Source organism: Roseimaritima sediminicola (genome assembly GCF_009618275.1).
GTDB lineage: Bacteria > Planctomycetota > Planctomycetia > Pirellulales > Pirellulaceae > Roseimaritima > Roseimaritima sediminicola.
On the sequence record NZ_WIAD01000012.1, the window covers coordinates 15,297 to 40,083 of the forward strand.

17 protein-coding genes are annotated in these 24,787 nt (G+C 60.9%); 13 read left to right on the forward strand and 4 right to left on the reverse strand.

Annotation, left to right across the window (positions count from 1 at the left end; all coding sequences use genetic code 11):
• Window positions 1–272 precede the first annotated feature (272 nt).
• On the forward strand, window positions 273–1,424 hold the full coding sequence (locus GE027_RS08395; protein WP_153556742.1) for a baeRF3 domain-containing protein: 1,152 nt from the start codon (window positions 273–275) through the stop codon (window positions 1,422–1,424).
• Between the two features lie 159 nt (window positions 1,425–1,583).
• Entirely contained in the window at window positions 1,584–2,021 is a 438-nt protein-coding gene (locus GE027_RS08400; protein WP_153556743.1) for a Dps family protein, read from the forward strand.
• Between the two features lie 502 nt (window positions 2,022–2,523).
• Here the strand turns inward: GE027_RS08400 and GE027_RS08405 are convergent.
• Both GE027_RS08405 and GE027_RS22815 read right to left on the reverse strand, forming a co-directional pair.
• Window positions 2,524–4,347: an SLC13 family permease gene (locus GE027_RS08405; protein WP_153556744.1), complete on the reverse strand. Its 1,824-nt coding sequence runs from the start codon at window positions 4,345–4,347 to the stop codon at window positions 2,524–2,526.
• Window positions 4,348–4,385: 38 nt separating this feature from the next.
• The gene (locus GE027_RS22815; RefSeq protein WP_162006629.1) at window positions 4,386–6,476 is read right to left on the reverse strand and encodes a sialidase family protein; all 2,091 of its coding nucleotides are present in this window, start codon (window positions 6,474–6,476) and stop codon (window positions 4,386–4,388) included.
• 191 nt (window positions 6,477–6,667) lie between these two features.
• On the opposite strand from GE027_RS22815, the gene GE027_RS08415 reads away from it, so the two are divergent.
• From GE027_RS08415 to GE027_RS08455, 8 genes are all read left to right on the forward strand, one after another.
• Entirely contained in the window at window positions 6,668–9,427 is a 2,760-nt protein-coding gene (locus GE027_RS08415; RefSeq protein WP_153556745.1) for a cation-translocating P-type ATPase, read from the forward strand.
• 331 nt (window positions 9,428–9,758) lie between these two features.
• Window positions 9,759–10,376: a hypothetical protein gene (locus tag GE027_RS08420; protein WP_237607400.1), complete on the forward strand. Its 618-nt coding sequence runs from the start codon at window positions 9,759–9,761 to the stop codon at window positions 10,374–10,376.
• 919 nt (window positions 10,377–11,295) lie between these two features.
• Window positions 11,296–11,919, forward strand: a complete 624-nt coding sequence (locus GE027_RS08430) for a hypothetical protein (RefSeq protein WP_153556748.1) — start codon at window positions 11,296–11,298, stop codon at window positions 11,917–11,919.
• Between the two features lie 73 nt (window positions 11,920–11,992).
• Window positions 11,993–14,140: a DUF1549 and DUF1553 domain-containing protein gene (locus GE027_RS08435; protein ID WP_162006630.1), complete on the forward strand. Its 2,148-nt coding sequence runs from the start codon at window positions 11,993–11,995 to the stop codon at window positions 14,138–14,140.
• Window positions 14,141–14,181: 41 nt separating this feature from the next.
• On the forward strand, window positions 14,182–15,516 hold the full coding sequence (locus tag GE027_RS08440) for a DUF1501 domain-containing protein (protein WP_153556750.1): 1,335 nt from the start codon (window positions 14,182–14,184) through the stop codon (window positions 15,514–15,516).
• Window positions 15,517–15,527: 11 nt separating this feature from the next.
• Window positions 15,528–16,517 carry a WD40 repeat domain-containing protein gene (locus GE027_RS08445; RefSeq protein WP_153556751.1) on the forward strand — a complete coding sequence of 330 codons (990 nt, stop codon included), beginning with the start codon at window positions 15,528–15,530 and terminating at the stop codon, window positions 16,515–16,517.
• A gap of 454 nt (window positions 16,518–16,971) precedes the next feature.
• The gene (locus GE027_RS08450) at window positions 16,972–18,615 is read left to right on the forward strand and encodes an arylsulfatase (protein WP_153556752.1); all 1,644 of its coding nucleotides are present in this window, start codon (window positions 16,972–16,974) and stop codon (window positions 18,613–18,615) included.
• A gap of 293 nt (window positions 18,616–18,908) precedes the next feature.
• Entirely contained in the window at window positions 18,909–20,027 is a 1,119-nt protein-coding gene (locus GE027_RS08455; RefSeq protein WP_456320479.1) for an outer membrane protein assembly factor BamB family protein, read from the forward strand.
• 151 nt (window positions 20,028–20,178) lie between these two features.
• Here the strand turns inward: GE027_RS08455 and GE027_RS23345 are convergent, their stop codons facing one another.
• Window positions 20,179–20,367 (reverse strand): hypothetical protein, encoded by a 189-nt coding sequence (locus GE027_RS23345; RefSeq protein WP_237607411.1) that lies wholly within the window; start codon window positions 20,365–20,367, stop codon window positions 20,179–20,181.
• On the opposite strand from GE027_RS23345, the gene GE027_RS08460 reads away from it, so the two are divergent.
• A complete protein-coding gene (locus GE027_RS08460; RefSeq protein WP_237607409.1) occupies window positions 20,284–21,684 on the forward strand; it encodes a sulfatase in 1,401 nt (466 codons plus the stop codon). The two genes, GE027_RS23345 and GE027_RS08460, sit on opposite strands and share 84 nt — an antisense overlap.
• A gap of 187 nt (window positions 21,685–21,871) precedes the next feature.
• A complete protein-coding gene (locus tag GE027_RS08465; RefSeq protein WP_153556755.1) occupies window positions 21,872–22,774 on the forward strand; it encodes a sugar phosphate isomerase/epimerase family protein in 903 nt (300 codons plus the stop codon).
• Window positions 22,775–22,989: 215 nt separating this feature from the next.
• Here GE027_RS08465 and GE027_RS08470 read toward each other — a convergent pair whose 3' ends face one another.
• On the reverse strand, window positions 22,990–23,856 hold the full coding sequence (locus tag GE027_RS08470; RefSeq protein WP_153556756.1) for a universal stress protein: 867 nt from the start codon (window positions 23,854–23,856) through the stop codon (window positions 22,990–22,992).
• Window positions 23,857–24,334: 478 nt separating this feature from the next.
• Between GE027_RS08470 and GE027_RS08475 the strand changes: the two genes are divergently transcribed.
• Entirely contained in the window at window positions 24,335–24,766 is a 432-nt protein-coding gene (locus GE027_RS08475; RefSeq protein ID WP_153556757.1) for a TadE/TadG family type IV pilus assembly protein, read from the forward strand.
• The last annotated feature ends 21 nt before the right edge of the window (window positions 24,767–24,787 follow it).

A 24,787-nucleotide genomic window follows, 5' to 3' on the forward strand; every position in this document is an offset into this window, starting at 1 on the left:
ATCGTCGTGCGATCATTCTACCGTCTCGCAGGTTGGCCAAAATGCAAAACATGTCAACGCGGGTGGACCGGCGACATCCGGCGTTGACGCTGCGGCGGGCAAACGCCGGGACGGACGGCGGTAAAACGCAGCAAAGTCGGCGAAAATGCAGGGAAACACGGGAAAAACGGTCGCTCGACAAACCTGGCACGACAAGTGCATTAGAGATGTTAATAGTGAAAGGATCGCCTTTCTTGTTTGATCTCCACTCTCTTTGCAAGGAGCACCATTCATTGCGTCAAGTCTCTAATGATCGTCACGTTCAGCTGCTTTCCACGCACGCAACGCCCTGCATCTCGCTGTACCAACCCACGCACCGGAGCCACCCTGACAATACTCAGGATCCCATCCGTTATCGGAACCTGCTCGGGGAACTGGAGGCGAAGCTGGGCGAGCAGTACGATGCAGCCCAAGTTCGTCAGCTTCTGAAGCCGTTCAAGCAACTGGGTGATGACACGGAGTTTTGGAAGCATCGCACCGACGGATTGGCTGTTTTTGCCGCGCCGGACACCTTTGAGATTTTCGAACTACAGCGTCCCGTCGAGAAGTTGTTGGTGGTCGCCGACAGCTTTCATACCAAACCGCTGGTCCGGATCCTGCAGTCGGCCGACCGCTACCAGGTTCTGTGTCTCAGTCGACAGGAAGCCAAATTGTATGAAGGCAACCGCGACGCGCTGACCGAAGTGGAGTTGGTTGATGTGCCCAGTCGCATCGCCGATGTATCACTGGACGAACGTACGCCTTCGACTCAGCCCGTGGGTTCCCACGGCAAACGATTTGGTGTCGGCACGGCCGTGATGCACAAGGGCCACGAGCCCCGCACCGACGCCAAGGAAGCCGACGAATTAATGTTTTTCCAGGCCGTCGACCGGGGAATTCTGGAACACCACTCCCGACCCTCTGGGCTGCCGTTGGTGTTGGTCGCACTGGCAGAATCACAGGCCGAGTTTCGTCGCATCAGCGATAACCCGTTCCTGCTGAGCGACGGCGTGACCGTTGACCCGGCAGCGCTGCGTCCGGAGGAGCTGCGGACGGAGGTTTGGAAGGTTATGGAACCGTCCTACGTCGCCCGGCTGCAGAACCTGAAGGAACGTTTTGGCGAAGCCCAATCCCAACAAACTGGATCGGGAGACCTTTCGGACGTCGCCAAGGCGGCGGTGGCAGATCGGGTGGGCACGCTGTTGTTGGAAGCCGATCGCACGATCCCCGGCGTGCTCGACCGCGACACCGGTGCGATCCGTCCTGCAGAGGCGTCGAGCTCCCATGTCGACGACATGTTGGACGATCTGGCCGAACTGGTGATCGCGAAGGGCGGCGAAGTTGTTATCGTCCCCAAATCGCAGATGCCCACCGAATCGGGCTTGGCCGCGATCTACCGTTTCTGATGCCGTCGCGGTGGACGGGGAAACCGTTACCGATCGCCAGCATTCTAGATCGCGAATCGCTTCGCCGTGTCGACGGCCGCGAGTCTCGTTAAACTGAACGTCCCGTGAACGACGACTCACAGTGGACGCCGTACCATTTCATCACCTCGGAGAAATCAAATGAACAAAGAAGTCATCGAAGCATTGCGTCAAACGGTCGCCAGCAGCTATGCCTTGATCGGTCAACTGCATCTGTGTCACTGGAACGTGCGAGGGAAGTCGTTCTTTAGCTTGCACGATGCGTTCGAGTCGCAGTACACGGAACTGTTTTCGGCCGTCGATGAGATCGCCGAACGCATCCGCGCGATCGGAGGTCTGGCACCGGGCGGACTCAGCTCTCTCGCAGAGATGGCGGGTATCAAAGAATTGCCCGAGGATGCCAGTGCTGACGAGATGGTCGAGCACCTGCTGGAAGACCACAAGAAAGTGCTGAAAGATCTCGCCGTTGCCCGAGAGAAAGCCGTCGAGGCGAACGATGCCGAGACCGAGGATATGATGATTGCCCGAACTCAAGTGCACGAGAAGGCAGTGTGGATGCTGAACAGCTACCTCGGATAGGCTCAGATGGGATCGTCGCCACGGGCCGCTCTCGGCGTTGGTCCCGGTTCCGTGCGAACCGAGGCTGACGCCAAAACGGCGGATCTGGCTGCTGCCGCCCGGCTCGATAGACCGCGACTCGATAGACCGCGACTCGATAGACCGCGACTCGATAGACCGCACCCCGATGGACCGCGACCCGAGCCGTTCGGCACCGCTCAGCCCTCGTGGTGCGTCAAAGCCCAAGCTTAGGGTAGCTGATCTCGCCAGAGCTTGGATTGAAGCGGCGAAAAGGTCCAAAGTCTGGCGACTTCAGCTACGGCCAGACCCTAAAATCTTACGCTGACGCAGCCCTAAGCACGTCGGCATGAATCTTTCGGTGAAACCCCGCGACAACACCCTCCCGCGCAGCGGGAGGGTCGGGCTCTAAGGCCCGGGGAGGGCCCTGCGAAAACCCTCTCCGGGCCTAAGAGCCCGACTCTCCCAAAGGGAGAGTGATGCCGAATTAAAGGTTGCGACGTGCTTAGAAGGGGAACAACAGCGGGACGATGATCAGCGTGGCGATCAGGATCAGCAGTTGCAGGGGCACCCCGACTTTTAAAAAATCGCCGAAACGGTAACCGCCTGCGCCGGCCACCAGGGCATTGATCGGTGAGGCGACCGGCGTCGCGAACGAGGTCGAAGCGGCCAGAGCGACGCCCATCAACAGGGGGTGCGGGGAAACGTCCAGTTGCCGGGCAAGTTCCAGGGCCAGCGGAGCGATCAGGACACTGGTCGCCGTGTTGGAGATCGCCTGACTGAGCAGCGACGTAACCGCGAAGAGCAACAGAAACAGGGCCCGCGGATCGGTCAAGCCAGGGCTGTCCAGGATCGCCGTGACGACCAGGTCCAGCGCCCCGGCTTTCTCCAACGCCGTCGCCAGCGGCATCACCGCGGCGATCATCACGATGCTTTCCCAGTTCACGCTTTGATAGGCGTTTGAACCTCGGAAGGCGCCACTGATTACCATCAACGTCGCGGCCAGCAGGACAGCGGTCACGTTCGCCACCACGCCCGTGCTCATCGCAATCAGCATGGCCACCAGGATCGCAACGACCCAGGGGGCGGCGGGCGAAAGTTTCGGAGCGAGTTGTTCCTCTTGTTCGCTGACCAGCAAGAAGTCGTTTCGCGCCTGTCCCAGCCGCTTGATCGCGCTCGCGTTGGCCGCCACCAGCAGCGTATCGCCCGGTCCCATCGCCGTGTCCGAGGTGTAGGTGTCGACCGGGTCTCCCTTCTGCTGCAGGGCGATCACCATCGCGCCATGGTTGTGAAAAAAATCGACCTCGCGAATCGTCCGGCCGATGAAGGTCGATCGGGGCGGAATAATTAATTCCGCCAGCGGAACCTCCCGAGGCAGCTCCGCCGGCGAAGCCACCAGTTCGATTTCGCTCTCCGCCACCAGATTCTCCAGCGCCTGAGGATTCGATGACTTGACGAATAGCGAGTCGCCGGCCTGGAGCAGCGTATCGGGTTCGCACCTCCGCACCACCGGACCCTTGGGCCCCGGTGTGGATACCGCCAGCACATTCACCCGAAAACTGGTGCGCAGGCTCAGGTCGCGCAGGGTACGATCCGCCAACATCGATCCTTGCGGAATGCGAAGCTGGAAAATCTGGCTACCGATACCGTAGTTGTGAATCAGTTCCGGCCGCGAGACGAGCCCCCGGTCGGGCGGCAGATGTTTGGAATCGGTGCGGCGCGCCGGCAGCATCCGCGTCCCAACGGTACTCATGAACGCGACGCCCAGCCCCAGCACGACGACGCCAGCGGGGGCGAACGAAAAGAAGTGAAATGGTTCCAAGCCCGCGTCGTACAACACTTGATTGACGACCATGTTCGGCGGCGTCCCGATCAGGGTCAGCATGCCGCCCAACGACGCGGCAAAGGCCAGCGGGATCAGCAGTTTGGCCGGCGGCACTTCGCTGCCGCGACACAGACTGATCACCACCGGCAACATGACCGCCACCGTTCCGGTCGAACTGAGCAGCGCCGAGAGCAGTGCACTCGATAGCATGACGGTGATGGTCAAACGCACCGTGGACGTACCACCGAGTCGGCTCAGTCCGCGGCCGGCCAGATCCGCAACGCCTGAATTCAGCAACGCACCGCCTACGACAAACAACCCCGCGATCATCAGGACCAAGGGGTTCGAGAAACCGGCCGTGGCTTCGGTCGGCGTCAGGATACCGGTTGCCAGCAGAGCCATCAGGGACACAAAGGCGACCACGTCCAACCGGAACCGGTCCAGCACGAACGCCACAATCGTCGCCAGCAAAATGCAGGTCACAATCCAAAGGTCAGCAGTCATCCGAGAATCTTAACCAGATGTCTCGCTGGGCGTAAGGATCAGGGCGCGGCCGCGTCGCCGACCAGGTCGCTCAAGGGGACCCGCTGGAACGTCAACTGGGCCTGACTGCCCTCGTACAGGATGCCGACGGTGTTCGCGTCGATCATCGACATGCACGAGTACCCCGCACTGTTGCCTTCGTCCAGCAGCAATTGATGCGACTCGGGCCACGACCGCCCACGATCCGGGGACGCCTTGATCGTCAGTTGGCGTCGTGCTTGCGTGCTGTTGGGGTTGGAGAACAACAGCCAGTCGCCGCGGCTGCCATCGACCTCTTGAGCCACATCGATCAAGCTCGCCATGCACGTTCCGGGTTCGATCAGAGCGTGCTCGGACGTCGGATGTTCCTGCCACGTCTGGCCCATGTCGCGGGTCGTCATCACGACCCGCGCAGGTTTGCGGTTGTAGCGACAGTTCAACATCAGCACGCCGGGTTCCACTTCGACGACCTGCGCCTCGGTGGTGTCATCGAAGGCGCCGGTTCCGATCTGCCACGAACGGCCGTGGTCTCGAGAATACATGATCGTCGAATGCGGCAGGCGATGCGCCGTCGGGTCCGATTCATCGGGTGGGTCCTGGTACTGCGCGGCGAAGACAATCGTGCCGTCGTGCATCGTGATGCCCTTGCCGGGGCCGGGCAAAAGGAAACTCCACTGCGGCTTTTTAACCTGAGCGGTGATGTTGATCGGTTCCGACCACGTCACACCATCGTCGTCACTGCGGACCAGCATTACCTGGCCCGTCTCTTCCGGCTTCATTCCCGGTCCCGATCCTCGCCACGACCGATTGCCGTGGCTCCATGTCGCCGCAACCCAGATGGTCCCGGTGTTGCGATCCACCAGCACGGCGGGGTCACCGATGCCGTCGTAGTTCCACTGGGGATCGTCGCCCATGTCCATGATCACGCGCATCGGTTCCCAGGTCTTGCCGCCGTCGGTCGAACGCGACATGCCGACGTCAATGTCCGCCGGCAAATCCCCGCTGCTGCGGTACCGGATGTCATAGACAGCGATCAACGTTCCTTTGTTGGTGGTGGCCAGCCCCGGAATGCGATACGTATGCACGCCGTCGTCGCCGCCGCTGCGCAGGGCAACACCCATCCGCTGTGTGGAAACGGCGTCCAGGCCGACGGTCTGTCCATTGGAAAACGTCATGCTCTGACACGCCGCACCCACGGTGTGATCGATGTTGGCGTCCGCCCGCAGTGTGCACGCAATCCAGACATAGTTCTCGCCTTCCGCTAGGACCTGTTGGCCCGAAATCACCTGCGGTTCGGGGTTGGCCGCATCGGCAACATCGACGGGTTCGCCAAACGGCGTTGCGGCCGTGAACCGGCGATTCGCTCCGCCAAAATAAATCCGCGCCGCGGCGATGTCGTCCGGCTTTCCAAGCACCGAAGCCTGCAATTGCGAAAGCGAAATCGGGTTCAGCGTGCCGGTGGTTTCGATCCGCAGCTTCATCAGCGGACTGGCTTCGGCGCCGACCAGTGCCGGCAACGTCAGGGGCACAGCGGTAACCCCGATGATTTTTTGGGGCACGGCCGGGGCGAGACGCACGTCGTCGATCAGGACGCCGGTCTTGGGCGGACTGGTTACCGTAAACCGCAGCCGCCGGACGTCGTCATCGCCCAGTGGCACCCGCACGTGCGACAGAAACGAACGGCCCACCCGCACATCCTTGTCGCCGACGTAGATCGTTTGCCAGCGGTCGCCGGAACGCGTTTGCTTTTCGATGCGAAAGGAAAACGGCTCGCGCTGCGTCCAGCGTTCGGCCCAAAAGGCTAACTCACCAGAGGTATCGACGTCCTCGGCCAACCGCAGCGTGACGCTCGTCCGTTCGCCTCCGGCCAGCTGCAGGCACTGCGTACCGGTCTTGGCATGCTTGTCGTCGACGATCGCCGTGCCCGCCTCTCGCGTCCAGACGCCCAGCGGCGTTTGCAGTTGACGGAACGGCCCGGCCGCCGCCTGTTCGAAGCTTTCGCTGCGAGTCGCAGCACCGGTGGACGGGGCGTTCGGCTGTGGTTCGTCAGCGGGGCACAAAGCCGGTATTGCCAGGAGTGCCATCACGCCGATCAAAAATGTTCGTTTCATCTATTTCTCTAAACGCTGAAGACTGCTTTGGGCTTGGTTATAGCATAGTCGAACTTAGGATCTTGAGCCGCATCGAGCGGTCGTGTTTGACTTGCCCCGCCGCAGGCCAGACAATTTTAAGCTCGGATGGAATCTTAATCGGGCGACATCGTGAGTCGCTAGGGACAGAAGACGCGCATCTGGTGGATGCCATGAAGACAACCGCGGGACCTCAATCGCAACCTGCCGCGGCTTGGCACGCCCTGGATGTTAGCGACGTCGCGGTCCAATTAGCCGCGACCGATCGAGGGCTGAGCGAAACCGAAGCCCAGCGGCGGCTTGCTGAGTACGGCCCGAATCAACTGCCGCGAAAGCCGCCGCCTCCGCTGTGGGCGATCGTGCTGCGGCAGTTTCGCAGTCCTTTGATCACCATTTTGTTGCTCGCCGCAGTCGTCTCTTTGGCGATCGGCGATGTCAAAGATGCCGCATTCATTCTTGGCGTGTTGGTGTTGAACGCCGTGATCGGGGCCTACCAGGAGTGGAAGGCGGAACAGAGCAGCCACGCGCTGCAGTCCCTGTTGGAAATTCATGCGACGGTTCATCGCGATGGCGATGTTCGGGAAATCCCTGCCGAGGCGGTGGTGCCGGGCGACGTGGTCTGGCTGGAGTCAGGGAACCGCATCCCTGCCGATATTCGCTTGCTGTCCGCACAAGGGTTGGAAGTCGACGAGTCGTTGCTGACCGGCGAGTCCTTGCCGGTGCACAAAGTGCCGTCCTGGTTGGGCACCGACACGACGCCGGTCGCCGATCGCCTGAACATGGCCCATGCCGGATCGATCGTGACCCGCGGACGAGCCCAAGGACTGGTGGTCGCGACCGGGCTGGCGACCAGTGTGGGGCAATTGGCCGTGGATGTGCTGGGCAGCGAAGGCGGCAAAGCACCGCTGCTGTTGCGGATGGAGCGGTTCACTCGAACCGTCGCCGCGGCCGTCGTGGTCGCGGCGGTGGTTATCGGCGGGATCGGCGTGACCGTGGGTGGATATTCACTGTCGCAGATGTTCATGTTCTCGATCGCTTTAGCGGTCTCGGCAATCCCCGAAGGACTGCCGGTGGCAATGACCGTGGCTTTGGCGGTCGCCACCACACGGATGGCCAGACGCGGTTTGATCGTCCGCCGCTTGACCGCCGTGGAAGGACTGGGCAGTTGCACTCTGGTCGCCACCGACAAGACGGGCACCCTGACCTGCAACGAATTGACCGTCCGCGAGATCCACTTGCCCGATGGCCAAGTCCTGACGGTCACCGGCGAGGGGTTCGCGCCGCAGGGCGAAGTGTTTTGCGAGGGCGAACGAGTGCAAGTCGCGACGCTGGCTCCGTCGTCGCCGGCCCCAGCGGACCGCCACGACAATCCGCTGGAAGCCTTGGTCCGCGCCGGGGTGCTGTGCAACGAGTCCGATCTGCATCACCGTGGTGGCGACTGGCTGTGGCACGGCGATGCCGTCGATATCGCGTTTTTGTCCGTGGGCCAAAAGCTGTCTTGCCGACGGCAACCGACACTGGATCTTCATCCTCAGCTTCATCAGATTCCCTTTGAACCGGAACAGCAATTCGCTGCCACGTTCCATAAGATCGACCGCGGCGTGCTGGTGTGTGTCAAAGGCGCCCCCGAACGGGTGCTGGGGATGTGCAGCGAATCGACGACGGCGAGTTTTGATGCTGAACGGTTCGACGCGATGGCAACCGGCATGGCCGAACAGGGTTTTCGCGTGTTGGCCTTGGCCGACGGCGTGCTGCCCGCATCGGTCGCCGACCAGGCGGTTCCGCCACCGCCGGCGAACCTGCGTTTCCTTGGCTTCGTCGGCATGATCGACCCCTTGCGTCCGGGAGCCAAAGACGCCGTGCGAGCTTGCAACCGAGCCGGCATCTCGGTTTCGATGGTCACGGGCGACCATCGCATCACAGCGCTGGCGATCGCCCGCGACTTGGGGCTGGCCGACGAGGTCGGCCAGGTCATGACCGGCGAAGAACTGCTGGACAAATCACCGCCGGAACTGGTCGAGATCATCGGCCGGATTCGCGTTTTCGCACGCGTCGCGCCCCAGCAGAAACTCGACATCGTGGCCGCCGCTCGACAGGCCGGCCACTACGTTGCCGTGACCGGTGATGGCGTCAACGACGCTCCGGCACTGCAAGCGGCCAACATCGGCGTGGCGATGGGCAAGAGCGGAACCGATGTGGCTCGAGAAGCCGCCGAACTGGTGATCGCCGACGACGATTTCTCAACCATCGTCAGCGGCGTCGAAGAGGGCCGAGTGGCGTACGATAATATTCGCAAAGTCATCTACCTGTTGGTGTCTACCGGAGCGGCGGAGTTGGTGTTGATGGGCCTGGCGATCGCCACCGGCATGCCCTACCTGCCGCTGTTGCCCATGCAGATCCTCTGGCTGAACCTGGTCACCAACGGCATTCAGGATGTGGCTCTGGCGTTTGAACCCAACGAAGGCGATGTGTTGGAGCGTTCACCGCGCGCGCCGAGCGAAGGGATCTTTAACCAGTTGATGATTGAACGCACCGTCATCGCTGCGGTGGTCATGGGCGGCGTTGGCTTCTTGACCTTTCGCTGGTTGCTGCCGGCCGATCCCAGCGATGCCGAGGTCGCCTCGGCTCGTAACGGCCTGTTGCTGTTGATGGTGTTGTTCGAAAACATCCACATCGGTAACTGTCGTTCGGAAACCAAGTCCGCCCTGCGATTCTCACCGCTGCGCAGCCCCATCCTGCTGACCGGCGTGATCATTGCTTTCCTGGTTCACCTGCTGGCGATGTACACGCCGTGGGGTTCGGCGCTGTTGGAAACACAACCGGTCGAACCGGCGCAGTGGGCGATCCTGTTTCTGTTGGCCCTAACGATCTTTCCCGTGATGGAACTTCACAAACTGAGCTGGAAGCTTCGCTACGGCAGTGACGCACACTAGCGTCTCGGGTCTGGCCGTAGCTGAAGTCGCCAGACTTTGGACCTTTTCGCCGCCTCGATCCAGTCTCTGGCGAGCCTCGGCTCCCCCGAGGCTCTGTCTGAAAACCTGGTCGGGTGGAATGGATGGGCCGCGAGCCGCTGCGAAAACCTGGCGATCATGGTTCGGTTCGGTGGTAAGCACGTCGGCATAAATCTTTCGGTGAAACCCCGCGACAACACCCTCCCGCGCAGCGGGAGGGTAAAGCCGAATTAAATGTTGCGACGTGCTTAGCAACAACGCCGGACGACAAAACCGACCCTTTTGCTCTTACTCTGAACGGAACGGTGTGCCTTTGAGTTGGACCTTGGCATCGATTCCCAACGCCTTGGAACGCGGTGAACGGCATCTGCAGCCGAACTGGAGCGTCATCGCGGGTTGGGTCGACTCGCAGCAGTTGGGTGAGCGGACGAATGACGTATGGACAGCGTTAGCCCGTGATTGGCTCGAGCAACTTAGACGATCGCTGAATGACGGATACGTTGTGGCCGAATCCTCCGAGTTCTTCGTTTTGAGCAAAGAGTCGGCGGTCAAATCGAACCGTCTGCTCGGACATTGCGAATACGCTCGGCGGACGATTCTGCAAACGCTGGACGGCGTCGCTCGAGACGAAGGCTTTGGAAAGCATGTGGTGCTCGTCCTCGCCAACGTCGAACAGTACTACGACTACATTGCCGACTTCTATCCGGACGAAGGCCAAGAGCTGAGTTATCACCTGGCCCAAGTTCTGTTCCGGAATCTGATGTCCGATTACCCGAGCAAGGTTTGTGCGATCCTCAACTCGGCAGACTGCGAGGACGCAGGAAACAGTGCTCTGAAACAGCTCTGCGGCACGTCCCTGGCGGATCGCGCTGGGCAGTTCCTGGGCGGTGGCGATTGGGAACCGCAGGAACGGTTCGAAGAGATTGATTGAGTCTCACAGCCGTGTCGGGGCAGTTTGGGACGCGGCGTTGGGCTAGAATGAACGCCTGTATCACGGGCAGCCCTCAGCACCTGGGACAGGGCAGGGATAGACCGTAGGTACAGCGATTGCACGTTGGGCAATGCCACTCCCGCCAATCTCGGCAGGTGCGACACACATCGCAGTGCCAGGTGCAGCTCTCCTGCTCTGCGGTTCCCCTGCAGAAGGAAAAGGAATAGAGCTCGTCGTCGCAGCCAGGACAAGAGTAATTGTCGATCAGTAGCTTTAGTGGGACCGGGTCATGGCCACAGGGCAGCGGTATTAAAAGTTCTAGCTCTTCGCTAGTCAGTGCGCGAACGATCTCTGCGTTTCCAATCGCGCAGTCGGACATCCTCGAGACATCCATGCCATTGAGCGGGTTCTGGCAATCAACACACTTGCACGCCTCACTGCAAGGTTGATGGTTTCTTAAGCACTGGCATCGTCGCGTGTCACAGCGGCCCTTGCATTTACAACGCATGGTGGTTTCTTTCATGGGATCAACAGCAAAACCGGATACAGATCATTCAGGTGTCCTCGCAGGGCTCGCGCCAACCCAGTTTACCGTCTCGCCCCGTCGCTATCGCTAGTATTTAGCTTTAAAGTCACGGACGTCAGGGTACGGTAGCGGCAACGCCGGTAGGCTAGAATGATGTTCTCCAGCATAAAGGCTGCGAGCCTGTCCGCATCTTTCCGTACTCCGCCTACCGATCTTCTCAGAGAAACTCCGATGAAACGATTCGCCGTTGCTTGGCTGCTTGGCTTTGTTGTGGTTACTGCGTGTCCTGCGCAAGAAGCTGCTAGCAGCGGACCCGAAACGCAGCAGGCCGAGCGTGGGGAGCAGCGGAGCCGCCCGCGTGAGCGCCGCCCGGAGGCACGCACCGAAGTTACCGTGGCAGATCCCGACGGTTATCGAATGGAAGGCGAACCGGTCTTCTCTGGGCCCCAGCCGGGCGAGAAAGTCGTCGGCTTTCAGGCCACCAGCCTTGCTGGCGAGAACAAGGGGCAGGCGGTCGATCCGATCGCGGCCGCCGACCGTAGCGCTCAGGTCCTGTTCTTCCAAGACGACACCGGCGTGGCCATTCGCGGACTGCTCGGTGTCGTGGATGCCATCGAGGCGATCGATCAAAAGGCGGATGCCGACCTACAGGTCGTCTGCGTCTTCCTGTCGGACGACCCCGACGCGATCGCTCAGCGATTCGCAAGAGCGTTTCCGATCATGCAGCGACGCGGGGTGGATGTCATCGCGGTTTCCAAAGACGGCCGCGACGGGCCCGGCGCCTATGGGCTGAACCGCAATATTGCTCAGACCATCATCCTTGCCAAAGATGGCAAGGTCACACGCAACTTTGTTTTCCGCCAAGGCCTACTGTACCTCGATCCGCACGTGATGGGCGGCATTGCGGAACTTGTGGACGAAGACCGCGAAACGGTCGCCAAGTGGCTGGCCGAAGCTTCCGAAAACAACCCACGGATGCGGATGCGCCGCAGCAATGCTCCTCCGGCTGGGCGATAGCTTCAGTCCAATCTCTGGCGAGATCAGCCACCCTGAAATGAAACCCTTGCCAACGGTTCGAAATGCACTGCTTATGAAAACGCTGCTGTCGGCTCTGGCTCTCGTCGTCGGCTTCGCCGCGGCCGGCGTCGCGGAAGAGGCCTCGTCGCGACGTGTCGATTTTCGTAACGACTTGATTCCGATGTTCACCAAGAACGGTTGCAACGCCGGGGCGTGTCACGGTGCCGCGATCGGTCGCGGCGGTTTCAAGCTTTCGCTGTATGGTGGCGATCCAGCGTCCGACTACGAAGCGATTGTCCGGCAGCGGCAGGGCCGGCGGATTCATTTGCTCGATCCGGCCGGAAGCCTGATCTACCGAAAACCCGCCGAATACGTGCAGCACGGCGGTGGGGCGGTGTTCGAAGACCAAAGCGAAAGCGCCCGCTTGCTGCTTCGGTGGATCGAGCAGGGGGCGTCGCCGGTATCACGGCGTGAACTCGTGGACGTCGCGATCACGCCGGCGAAGCACGTGTCGCGATCCCTGGACGAACCGATTGCCCTGCGTGCGGTCGCTCACTATGCCGACGGTTCTACCCGAGACGTGACCCGGTGGACGATTTTCAAGGCAGAGGACGCGTCCGCGGTCGCAGTCGATCCCGCGTCCGCGACAACTCGCGTGCTGCGTCCGGGTCGGCACATCGTGATCGCTCGCTATCTGAATACGGTCGTGCCCATCGAGTTGGTGGTGCCGCTCGCCGAATCCACGATCGATTTGGCCGATGAGGCCCAGAGCAACTTCATCGACCAACGGGTCCTCGAATCGCTTGCGGCGCTGGGACTGTCGCCTTCGCCGGTGTGCGACGACGCCACCTACCTGCGCCGCGTGAGCTTGGACTTGACCGGCCGCCTTCCTTCGCCACAGCAGGTCCGCGACTTTCTCGATGACGACCGAGCGGACAAGCGGCGCGTTTTGGTCGATCGCTTGCTCGAGGGAGAAGCCTTCCAGCAGTACTGGACGTTGCAGTTGGCCAAGCTGTTGCGGATCAGTCCGCCCCAGGGCGATCAACAAGCCGCCCAGGCCTATCACCGCTGGGTGGCGGACCAGGTCAAGCGGGACGCGAGCTACCGGCAGCTTGCGCGAACGCTGATCCTGGCTAGCGGCGATACGCATGTGGTGGGGCCGGCCAACTTTTATCGCACCACGACGGGACCGCGCGAGCAGGCGGAGTTTGTCAGCGAGTTGTTCATGGGCAGCCGGTTGCGTTGTGCGAATTGTCACAACCATCCGCTGGATCGCTGGACGCAGGACGACTATCACGGGCTGGCCGCAGTTTTTGCCAAGGTCGAACAAGGCGAAACCGTCAGGCCAAAACCGGACGGCCAAACGATCCATCCCCGTACGCTGGAGCCCGCCGCGGAGCGGATCCCGGGGGAGTTCTTTCTGGCCGACAGCGCCACCGACGGGCGTCAGCAATTCGCCGATTGGTTGACCGATCCGGCCAATCCCTACTTCGCCAAGGCCATCGTCAACCGCTTGTGGCAGCGGATGATGGGCCGCGGGCTGGTCGAACCGGTGGACGATTTTCGCGATACCAATCCCGCCACGCATCCCGTCCTGCTGGACCAGTTGGCCGAGGATTTTATCCAGCACGGTTACCGTCTGCGGCGGACGTTGCGTTTGATCGCCAACAGCACCACGTATGCGCGGAGTGCGAACGCGACCGCCGAAAACAAAGACGATGATCGCTTCTACTCCCACGCCCTGCGCCGACCGCTCGAAGCCGAGGTGCTGGCCGACGCCATTTCCGACGTGTTGGGCGTTGCGGATCGCTACGGTGACCAGCCGGTGGGGACGCGAGCCGTGACGTTGGTCAGCCCCGCTACGGCGTCGCCGGCTCTGGATATTCTGGGCCGGTGCGATCGATCCGGGGCCTGTGAAAGCTCCTCCCGCTCGGCCGGTGGCCTGCCGCAGAAACTGCATCTTTTCAACGGCGACCTGCTGAACGCTCGCATCGCGGCCGAGGGCGGTCGCCTGGAACGACTGCGTTTGGAAGGCAAACGCTCGATGGAAGTCATCCAGGCGTTTTATCTGGCCGCGCTCAGTCGTCCGCCGACGAACCGCGAACGCGAGCACTGGCAGACGCAGTTAAACGGTCTAGGTTCCCACCATGCCCGGCAAGCCTTTCTCGAAGATTTTGTGTGGGGCCTGCTGACCTGTGAAGAATTCGTAACGAACCACTAATCCCGACGAAAGAAATAATCCCGGCGAAAGAAAGGTCCATCATGAACCATCTGAAACGATGTGTCGGTGTGGTGCGCCGCGACGTGCTGCGGATCGGCGGACTGTCGGCACTGGGGATCGGCTTGGGCGATTTCTTTCGTCTGCGGCGGGCGGCGGCCGCCGAAACGTCGCCGGTGGCCAAAGCGAAGTCGTGCATCTTGATTTGGCTGGACGGCGGGCCGAGCCACCTGGAGACGTTCGATCCCAAGCCCGATGCGCCGCGGGAGGTTCGCGGGCCGCTGGACTCCATCGCGACCGGTATCGCGGGCGTTCGTCTCGGCGAGTGTCTGCAGCGAACGGCCACGATCATGGACAAGATGGCTATTGTTCGCTCGATGACCTCACCGCTGGGCGAGCACAATTTCGGGACGCATTACTTGATGACCGGATACAAGCCATCGCCGGCGCTGGAGTACCCGACCTTCGGCGCGACGCTGGCCCATGAGCGTGAACGCACCGGAGTGCTGCCGCCTCACGTCGCCGTGCCCGAGTTCAGCCGCAACGTCAGCGGCAACGGGTTTTTGCCCAGGGGCACCGAGCCGTTTTCGGTCGGCGGCAACCCCGAGCGCCCGGACTTCAAGGTGCGCGACCTGGACTTTTATCGCGGCCTGGATCTCGATCGCTTGGATCGACGCCGACGCATTGTCAACGCGCTGGACGCCTTCGCCCGGTCGCGAGACGCTTCGGCGTTATCGCAATCCGATCCGGATCTTGAACAAGCCTACGACCTGATCGCCTCGCCTTCGGCCAAAGCCGCCTTTGATCTATCGGACGAGCCGGCCAGCGTTCGCAATCGTTATGGCCGCAGCGGCGGCAACGGCATCGGGCAAAGTTGTTTGCTCGCACGGCGATTGGTCGAACGAGGCGTCCCCTTCGTAACGGTCAACAGCGCGGGCTGGGATACGCATCAGAACATCATCCAGCTGAAACAACGCTATGCGGGCGATCGCAACGCTCACCTACCTTCGCTGGATCGCGCCTACAGTGCCTTGATCCAGGACCTGGACGAACGCGGCTTGCTCGGCGAGACGTTGGTCGTGGTCATGGGCGAGTTCGGACGCACGCCCAAGATAAATTCCGGCGGCGGTCGCGACCACTGGCCCAACGTCTTCAGCGTCGCATTGGCCGGCGGAGGCGTCAAAGGCGGTCAGATCATCGGCAGTAGCGATCCGCTGGGCGAGCTGCCGCACGACCAACCCGTCACGCCCTCGGACCTGGCCGCCACGATCTATACGTTGCTGGGCATCGATCCGAGCCACGAGTTGCACACCGGCGACGGTCGGCCCGTTCGCGTTGCGGCGGACGGAGCTCGCATCGTGGCTCAGTTGTTCGGTTAAAGGAACCCACGATGCAACGCCATGAGGTTTGTTCGAGATACCTGTTCGCCCCAAGCATCGTGCTCGGGCTGACCGTTGCCCTGTCGGTTGCGGCCACCGCGACCGAGCCACCGATTACCGCCGTGACGTTTACTCCGGATGGGCAAGCGGTCGTGGCGGTGTCGCAAGCGGGCATGCAGGTGTGCTCGTGGCCGGACCTGAAGCGACAACGAACGAGTAAAGCTTCCGTACCGAACCTGCACTGCGCGGCCTTTTCGCCGGATGGCCAACACCTTGCCATCGGCGGCGGATATCCGGCCGAGGACGGCAGCGTCGAACTGCGGTCCTGGCCAGCCGGCACGCCGACCGCGAAGCTGGGGGACCACGACGATTCCGTACGAGCGGTCGTATGGTTGGACTCGTCGCGGCTTTTGAGTGCAAGTGCCGATCGACAAATCAGGCTTTGGGACATGAAAACGCCGCGCGAATTGGTGCGGGTTTTACAAAGCCATTCACGAAGCGTCGATGCGTTGTGTCTGCTCGAGGATGGCAAGACGCTTGTCAGCGCAGGCGTGGATCAATCGGTGCGGGTGTGGGATCTGGAAACAGGAGCGTTGGTCCGCAGCATGAACCAGCACACGCAAGGAGTGCACGACCTGGCGTTGCGTCCGGGGGAGGGCGGATTGCCGATGGTCGCTTCGGCCGCTGGCGATCGCACGATCCGGTTTTGGCAACCCACGATCGGCCGGATGGTCCGCTACGTTCGGCTGGACGCGATGCCTATGGACATCGCTTGGCGGAGCGACGGTTCGCAGATCGTCGCAGCCTGTGCCGATGGCCGGATTCGCGTGGTCGATCCCGAGGAAGTAAAGGTCACCGAGACGCTCGACGCGATCGACGGCTGGGCCTACGCCGTCGCGGTCCACCCCCACCAGAATCGCGTTGTCGTCGGGGGCAGCGACGGACAGCTAAAAAAGGTAACGATTCGCTCGGCTGGAAACGCCGACATCAGTGTTCGGTGAACCCCTACGACAGCACTCTCCCGCGCCGCACGTCGATTGTGTTCGTGAGCGTCCCTCGCGGCAGGCGAGCTTGAATCGCGAAGCGATGGCAGTCGCCGACCTGTGATTCGCATCCCAGGCTATCGACGGTCGTTGCCTCGCAACTGGCGATCGTGTGCGATCGTCCAACAGTAGCTCGGCTGTCCTCAGCCGAGACGAGAGCGAGCGAAAAATGGAAGATGGCCATTCCGTTCTCGACGGCGCGGATGCCGATGCGAGCTGTGCTGAATCGCGAAGCGATGGCAGTTGATAGCCTCGGATGCCAATCCGAGGTAGGAGGCCCTATAGAATAGTAATTGGTTCGGTGAGGGGCGGAGGTCGCACGCGCATTGCCGGCCGATTACGATGAGCCTTGCAGTGAAGTCCGACGGCACCAAGCAGTGGTGGCCGTACCGTTTGATGATCGAAGTTGAGAATGAGTTCACACGTAAAGAACAGCCCCGCGGCTTGGGCTGCGTTAACCTTGCTATTGGCCAACGTCGCCATCGCTGCGGACTACACGGCGGCATCGCTGTCGGCCGTCGACGGAACAACGCTGGGACGCTTGCGCTGGATCGTGTGGAACGTTTCGCCTGTCACGAACGTGGGTGGCGGAGAGAACACCGCGTTCCAGGAGCTGGCCGTTCGCACTGCGGAAGAGCCTTTTACAGAGACAGAGACAGAGACAGAGACAGAGACAGAGACAGAGACAGACGATTCGGCGGCGACAGACGCGGCGGCCGGAAAACCCAATGTCATCTACCTGATGCTGGATGACTGGGGGTATTTTGAAAGCGGGCACATGGGGCACCCGGAATTGGTGACGCCGAACATCGACCGGTTTGCCAGCGAAGGGATGCGTTTTACGAATGCTTACGCCGGAGCCCCGGTGTGTGGGCCGACGCGAGCCGTGTTGCTGACCGGATTGCATGCCGGCCACACCTCGATGCGCGTCAACAACGGCTTTTCGCCAATCCGCGAAGACGAGCCCACTCTGGGCACGATGCTGAAGCAGCACGGCTATGCGACCGGCGGCTTCGGCAAGTGGGGCATCGGCGCACGCGGTACGTCGGGCGTCCCGGAAACGCATGGCTTTGACGAGTTCTTCGGCTACTACCATCAGGTCCATGCTCATACCTACTACCCCGCCTACCTGATCCGCAACAGTCGCGAAGTGCCGCTGGCAGGAAACACCGGCGAGAGTTTTTACATGGGCGAGACCCACGCCCAAGACGAGATCTTCCGCGAGTCGAAGGAGTTCATTCGCGAACATCGGGACCAACCGTTCTTTTGTTATCTGCCCTGGACACCGCCCCATGGTCTGTGGGGGATCGACGAGGACGATCCTTCGTGGCAGCTTTTTAAAGACAAACCCTGGACCGCCGGCCAGCGAACCGATCGCGACGCTCGCGTGTACGCCGCATTCATGCATATGATGGATCGGCAACTGGGTGAGTTGATGGACCTGTTGAAGGAGTTGGAACTCGACGACAACACGGTCATCTTTCTGTGCGGAGACAACGGCGGGCAGGATTACTTTCATACCCCAGACCGTCCGCATGGCTTTTTCGCTCCGAACCTAAATCCCGAAACACGAACGCGGTTTCGGGCGGGCAAAGGTTCGCTGTACGAGGGCGGACTGAAAGTTCCCTTTCTGGTCCGTTGGCCGGGGAAGGTACCCGCGGGAACGGTCTCCGATCATGTGCTCAGTTTTCAAGACGTTATGCCCACGCTGGCCGACTTGACCGGTGCGAGCAGTCCGCCCACGGACGGACTGTCCTTTCTACCCACGTTGATGGGCCGAGAGGGCCAGCAAGCACATTCGCATCTGTACTGGGAGTACCGAGATCAGACCGCGGTACGAATGGGGCGGTGGAAAGCGTATCGCAAGAACAAGCAGCCCTGGGAACTGTACGACCTTTCCGAGGATGTCGAAGAAGCGAACGACCTTGCCGCCCAGCATCCCGAGCTCTTAAAGCAGCTGATCGCACGGGCACAGCAGGAACACGAGCCGGTGCGGCCGGGTAAAATCTACGATCGCCAGCTGGTCGAAAAGGATCGCCGCCAAGCTCCGCACTGACCGTCCGGCCGCCCTGCTTTACCGTCCGATACAACTCATTGCCATTCCATGTCAGTACAGGACAGAGTCCAGTGAAACAACTTGCCGTAGTCTTGTTGATGGTTGCAGTGTCGAGCGGGGACGCAACATCCCTTCGAGCGGAAGACTTCACGCGATTCCGCGGGACGCACGCAACGGGCGTTGCCGAGGATCATCCCGATCTTCCGGACCGCTGGAGCAAGACCGAAAACGTCGCCTGGGTGGCCAACGTGCCGGGGCAGGGATGGGGAAGCCCAATCGTTGTCGGAGGTCGGGTGTTCGTTTCTTCCGTCATCGCGGATGAAGAAAACGTCAAACCGAAGGGAGGCTTGTACCTGGGGCGAGGCGTCCGTGATCCTGCAAAGGGTGTCCATCACTGGATGGTGTACTGCTTTGATCTGCACAGCGGCAAAGAGTTGTGGCGTCATGAAGCGCACACCGGCCGGCCCGTCGTTCCCCGGCACCCGAAGAGCTCCTACGCTGCGGAAACGCCGACCACAGACGGCGAGCGTTTGTTTGTGCTGTTCGGTGATCTCGGACTGTATTGCTACAGCCTCGACGGGGATTTGCTCTGGTCTCATCCGATCGAGCCCAAGAAAACCAACTTCGACTACGGCGCGGCGGCTTCACCCGTGGTGCACGATGGTCAGGTTTTTGTCGTTTACGACAATATGGAAGAGTCGTGGATCGCTTCGTTTGACGCGGCAACCGGAAAGCAGCGTTGGATCACCAAACGAGACGAAACGATGTCCTGGGCGACACCGCTGGTTTGGCAGAACGACAAGCGAACGGAAATCGTCGTGCCGGGTCAACAACGCAACCGTGGCTACTCGCTTGATGGCCAGGAGCTGTGGAGCTTTGATGGGGGCATGTCCATCCTGGTGATTCCCTCGCCCTTTGCCGCCCACGGTTTGTGCTACATCTCGTCGGGCTACGTCGGCGATGCACATCGCCCGACGTTCGCAATGCATCCTGGTGCGGAAGGGAGCCTGGATCTGGACGATGGCTTCGCAGAAAACGAGTTTATCGAGTGGTATCAGCCGCTGGCTTCTCCCTACAACACGACGCAGATTGTTTACGGCGACTACCTTTACACGGTGTACGATCAGGGATTCATGACCTGTCACAACGCCTTGACCGGAGAGGAAGTCTACGGCAAACAACGCTTCTCGCCCAAAGGCAGTTTCACCGCCTCGCCGTGGGCGTACAACGGCAAGGTGTTTTGTCTCAGCGAAGACGGGCTGACGTACGTCATCAAAGCTGGTCCGGAGTTCGAGATTCTGAAAACGAATCCACTGGAGGAACTGTGCATCGCCACGCCGAGCGTCGTCGGTGACAAATTGTTGATTCGAACTCTGACGAAGCTCTACTGCGTCACGGAAAAGGACCGTTAGGCCGTCACACAGAACCGTGTTCGCGTCTCGAGATCCGACAGGCATTCGGCCCAACGCTGGACATTTATCGACGAAGTATCGCCGAGCGATCGTCTCGTTGCTGACTTAAACGACAACACCAATCCGAAATTCTGATTAGAAAATGAACCGTCTAAAAAAAGCTGTTTGCGGTCTGCTCGTCGTTCTCGTGCCGGGATTCGTCTTTCTTGGCGCTTCCAAGGCGGCTGCAGCCGACGACCGTGACAAGCCCAACGTCGTGCTGATTTTTATCGACGACCTGGGCTGGACGGATATCGGCTGTTACGGCAACGATTTCGTCGAAACGCCTCGGATCGATCAACTGGCCGCCGAGGGCGTTCGCTTCACGGATTTCTATGCGTCCGGAGCCGTTTGTTCACCCACGCGATGTGCGCTGCAGTCCGGCCAGAACCAGGCTCGCATCGGTATCACGGCACACATCCCGGGCCACTGGCGACCCTTTGAACGCGTGATCACGCCGCGTCCGACGATGGCACTGCCGAGCGATACCGTGACGATCGGTGAAGCGCTCAAGACGGCCGGCTACACAACGGGCTACGTCGGCAAGTGGCATCTGGGCACGGGGGCCCCACAATTCCAACCCGACCAGCAAGGATACGACTTCTCGGCCGTCATCGGAGGTCCTCATCTGCCCGGTCGTTTTCGGGTTCAGGGGCGACCCGATCTGAAACCCGGCCCGAATCAGTATCGGACGGACTTTGAAGCCGACTTAAGCATCGAGTTCATCAAGAAGAATCGAGACCAGCCTTTCTTTTTAATGCTCTCGCCCTTCGCCGTTCACATTCCCCTCGGAGCCATGTCGGAAAAGGTCCAGAAATACCGCCAGAAGGCCGCCGAGCAGCAACGGGATCTGCCGCATCCCGTGTACGCCGCCATGATCGAACACTGCGATGATATGGTTGGGCGCATCGTCGATGCGATCGACCAGAACGGTCTGAGCGACAACACGATGGTGATCTTTACTTCCGACAATGGTGCACTCTATCGACGTTACGACTTTCGCGAGCAGGCGGACGACACCGTCACCGACCTTGCGCCCCTGAAAGGAGAAAAGGGATCCTTGCACGAAGGCGGCGTTCGCGTGCCGATGATCGTGAAGTATCCGCCCCTCGTGGGCGCAGGTGCTGTCTGCAACGAACCGACCATTACCCACGACTTCTATCCGACACTCGTCGAACTTGCTGGCGGACAGTTGCCACGGAATCAGACTATCGACGGTGTGAGTTTGACGCCGTTGCTGTCCAACCCTGATGCTCGGCTCGATCGGGATGCGTTGTACTGGCACTTTCCCCACTACCACCACGATCGACCGGCCAGCAGCATCCGCGCGCGTGATTGGAAGCTGATCGAGTATCTCGACGGCACCGGTGACATCGAGTTGTACCAGATCGGAAAGGATATCGGAGAAACAAAGAACCTTGCGGCCGAGCGACCTGGACGCGTCGCTGACCTGCAGAAAAAACTGAAAGCCTGGCGCGAGAACGTACTGGCACGCATGCCGATCCCCAATCCGGGTTACGATCCTGATCGCGCAGCCGAATGGTGGAACGTGCGGAACGGCCAGCCGGTTGCCAGCGACAACCGAAAGCGGTTTCCCGCGACGGAGAAAGACCAGTAATCGTGATCGATACCAGCCTCCGAGCAGAGTGACGCCTCAATTGCGGGAAACGTAACCGCACGTACTAGAGCTACGGCGATTATGCTGAAACCCCGTGCGCGGAAGCCCCCGGTGCTGAAGCACCGCCCGTTCCTCATTCCCGCCCGTTCTTCATTCCCGTCCGCTTTCTTTCCTAGTGACCGCTTTGATGAATCTTAACCGTCGCCAGTTCGTGGCCGCGTGCACTGCCTCCGCGTTGCTTGCTCGTACCGCTTCCGCCACGCCGTCTGACTTCCAGTTCAACTACCTGGTCGGTTCCAGCATGTACGGCTACACCGACCTGAAAGACATTGTTCCCGAGGTCCCGAAGACGGGAGCGAAGGCTCTGGACATCTGGCCCAAGGTCCACGGCAACCAGCGCGAACAACTGGATGCCATGGGCGAAGCCGCTTTCCAGAAACTGCTCGATCGGCATGGCGTCCAACTGGGCTGCATCACGCAGTACAAGCTGGGTCCGTTCCGGTTGCAGGACGAGATGCGGCTGGCCGGGCGACTGGGCTGCCAGACGATCGTTTGTGGCGGCAAAGGTCCTAAGAGATTAAAGGGGACGGAATTGAAAACGGCAGTGGGTGAGTTTGCCGAACAGATGAAACCTCACCTGGCCGTCGCCGAAGAAACCGGAGTGACGATCGCCATCGAGAACCATGGCAACAACCTGATCGAATCGCCGGACTCCCTGAAGTGGCTGGTCGAACTCTGTCCCAGCAAGCACCTGGGCGTGGCGCTCGCACCCTATCATCTCGAGCAAGATCCCCAGTTGATCGCCGGGCTGATCGAATCGCTGGGCAACCGCATCGCGGTGTTCTACGCCTGGCAGCACGGGATGGGATCGGTCAAGAAGCTGCCCAAAGAGCAGGAGCTGATGCAGATGCCCGGCCGCGGCGAGCTGGATTTCGGACCCTTGGTCGATGCAATGAAGGCGGTCGGCTACGCGGGCTGGACCGAGATCTTCATGCATCCGGTGCCGCGTGGGGTGCCGATTCTCGAACCCACCGCGGCCGTCACTGCCGAAATCAATCGGTCTCGCGATTACCTGGAAAGCCTTCTCTAAGGCTTGGCTCCCACCGTGCCAGCGGCGGTGGTGAGCCGGACGTTGGTAAGCACGTCGCAACATTTCATTCGGCTTTACTCTCCCTCTGGGAGAGTCGGGCTCTTAGGCCCGGAGAGGGTTTTCGTAGGGCTCTCCCCGGTCCTAAGAGCCCGACCCTCCCGCTGCGCGGGAGGGTGTTGTCGCGGGGTTTCACCGAAAGATTCATGCCGACGTGCTTAGTTGCCCCGGAGCGCTGGCGGGATGGCCAGTACGTCTTGCTCGGAAACTCGCAGGACGCCTTCGGTAACGCTTCCCATCAGGGCCCGAGCGAACACGGAACGACCGCACGTCCCCAGCACCACAAGGTCGGCCGACATTTCTCGAGCGGTGTCGCAGATCGTTTCGGCGATATTGGCGGTGGCGTGTTGAACCAGCGGGGTCATCTCTTCAATGCCGACGCGCTGCATGAAGGCAACGGTCTGCTGCATGGAGCGGTTTTGAATACTGTCCAGATACGACTGTTTCTCCGCTTCGCTCATCGAGGTGCGGTTGACCAAGGTGCTTCCCGGCGCGCTGTAGACGTGCAGCAGGGATACGCCCAGCCGGTTCATCAAGCGAAGTTCTTGAGCTTGGTGAATCATTGCTTGGGATTCGTCCGAGAGGTCCGAAGCGACCAGTGCCCGGCGGTACAGCCCACTGGGCACGCCATTGGCCATCAACACGGGACGGTCTGCGGTCCGGATCGTTCGCTCTGCGGTCGTGCCCACCAGGATATTGCGCAGCAGTTGGCGGCGATGGGGGCCGATGACGATCAAATCCGCGTCCAGTTCTCGAGCGGCTTGCGTGATGGCCAGGAAGGGCTTGCCCAAAGCCACGCGGAAGTCGCACTGCACCCGATCGACGTTGCCGAGGGTCTGCGTCAGCTTCGCGAGCAGCTCGGTCGACGCGGTCTGCTTGGCCTGTACGATCACTCGAGGTTGATCGTCATCGACGACGTGCACCAGGTGCAGATGCGATTCAAACTCCCGCGCCAACAACTTCGCCCGCCGGATGGCGCGGTCCGAACGCTCTGAAAAATCGGTCGCAACGACAATCGATCTCATTTCCTGATTCCTTCAAACGCCTCATCGTCGGCGTTCTTGTGGAAGGTCGCCCAAACGGCTCATAGAAGCCATGCGTTTTTGAAAAAATCGACAGGCCGAGATCTCGCCGGCGACGTCCGCACATGGTGGTCTAGGCGGCATCCTTTTTCCAAAACGCCGAAGCAAAGAGAAGCAAAGAGCGTACCAGCCATTTTTTGCCTGATCAACCAAAACGGCTCCTGGCCTTTTCCCTCGCCCGCTGTTCTCTCTGTATTGGACATCTGGCTCAAGGTCCACGACGGGTTCCGTGCGTGGGAACCGACACCGCGAACGCTGTGTCAGGCGTTATATTCGGTACAAACAGCAGGCCGCCCCTCCGGCGAGGGTTGGCTTGCGTTTTTTTAGGGGGTTTCTGATCCCCGCGGGCTGGGCCTGAGAGCTATCTGTTGAAGTCGTCGCACGTATTGTGTCACACCGTTTGCAGAGAGCCGCCCGCATCATGCCTGCTGAGAAAAATCGTCTACACCCACGCTCGACCCGACGCGGGGCGAGCGCGGTGGAGTTGGCCTTCGTGGCCATTCCTTTGTTCCTGGTGCTCTTTGCATCGATCGAGTTGGGCCGGGCTGCGATGTCCGTGCAGGCTCTCGAGGAAGCCGCTCGCTCAGGATGCCGGTTGGCAATCTTGCGGTCGCAGAGCAGCGCAGCGGCGGAAGCCGAAGTCCAGCGGCTGACTCAGAGCATCGGCCTACGCAACGTCACCACGGAGATTTTGCCGGAACAACTGGAGTCGATGCCGCAGTGGGATCCCGTCACGGTGCGGGTATCGGCCCGCTTTGCCGACAACAGCTGGGTGCCCTTGCCCAAGTACTTTGCTCGTTACCGCTACACCGCCAGCTGTGTGCTGCCGCGCGAAGCCGAACCTGAACGGTAGGGATTGCGAGATGAAGATGAG

Coding starts and splice junctions, on each gene's coding strand:
- GE027_RS08400 (WP_153556743.1), top strand. CDS start 1,584: ATGAACAAAGAAGTCATCGAAGCATTGCGTCAAACGGTCGCCAGCAGC.
- GE027_RS08405 (WP_153556744.1), bottom strand. CDS start 4,347: ATGACTGCTGACCTTTGGATTGTGACCTGCATTTTGCTGGCGACGATT.
- GE027_RS22815 (WP_162006629.1), bottom strand. CDS start 6,476: ATGAAACGAACATTTTTGATCGGCGTGATGGCACTCCTGGCAATACCG.
- GE027_RS08415 (WP_153556745.1), top strand. CDS start 6,668: ATGAAGACAACCGCGGGACCTCAATCGCAACCTGCCGCGGCTTGGCAC.
- GE027_RS08435 (WP_162006630.1), top strand. CDS start 11,993: ATGAAAACGCTGCTGTCGGCTCTGGCTCTCGTCGTCGGCTTCGCCGCG.
- GE027_RS08440 (WP_153556750.1), top strand. CDS start 14,182: ATGAACCATCTGAAACGATGTGTCGGTGTGGTGCGCCGCGACGTGCTG.
- GE027_RS08445 (WP_153556751.1), top strand. CDS start 15,528: ATGCAACGCCATGAGGTTTGTTCGAGATACCTGTTCGCCCCAAGCATC.
- GE027_RS08450 (WP_153556752.1), top strand. CDS start 16,972: ATGAGTTCACACGTAAAGAACAGCCCCGCGGCTTGGGCTGCGTTAACC.
- GE027_RS08465 (WP_153556755.1), top strand. CDS start 21,872: ATGAATCTTAACCGTCGCCAGTTCGTGGCCGCGTGCACTGCCTCCGCG.
- GE027_RS08470 (WP_153556756.1), bottom strand. CDS start 23,856: ATGAGATCGATTGTCGTTGCGACCGATTTTTCAGAGCGTTCGGACCGC.
- GE027_RS08475 (WP_153556757.1), top strand. CDS start 24,335: ATGCCTGCTGAGAAAAATCGTCTACACCCACGCTCGACCCGACGCGGG.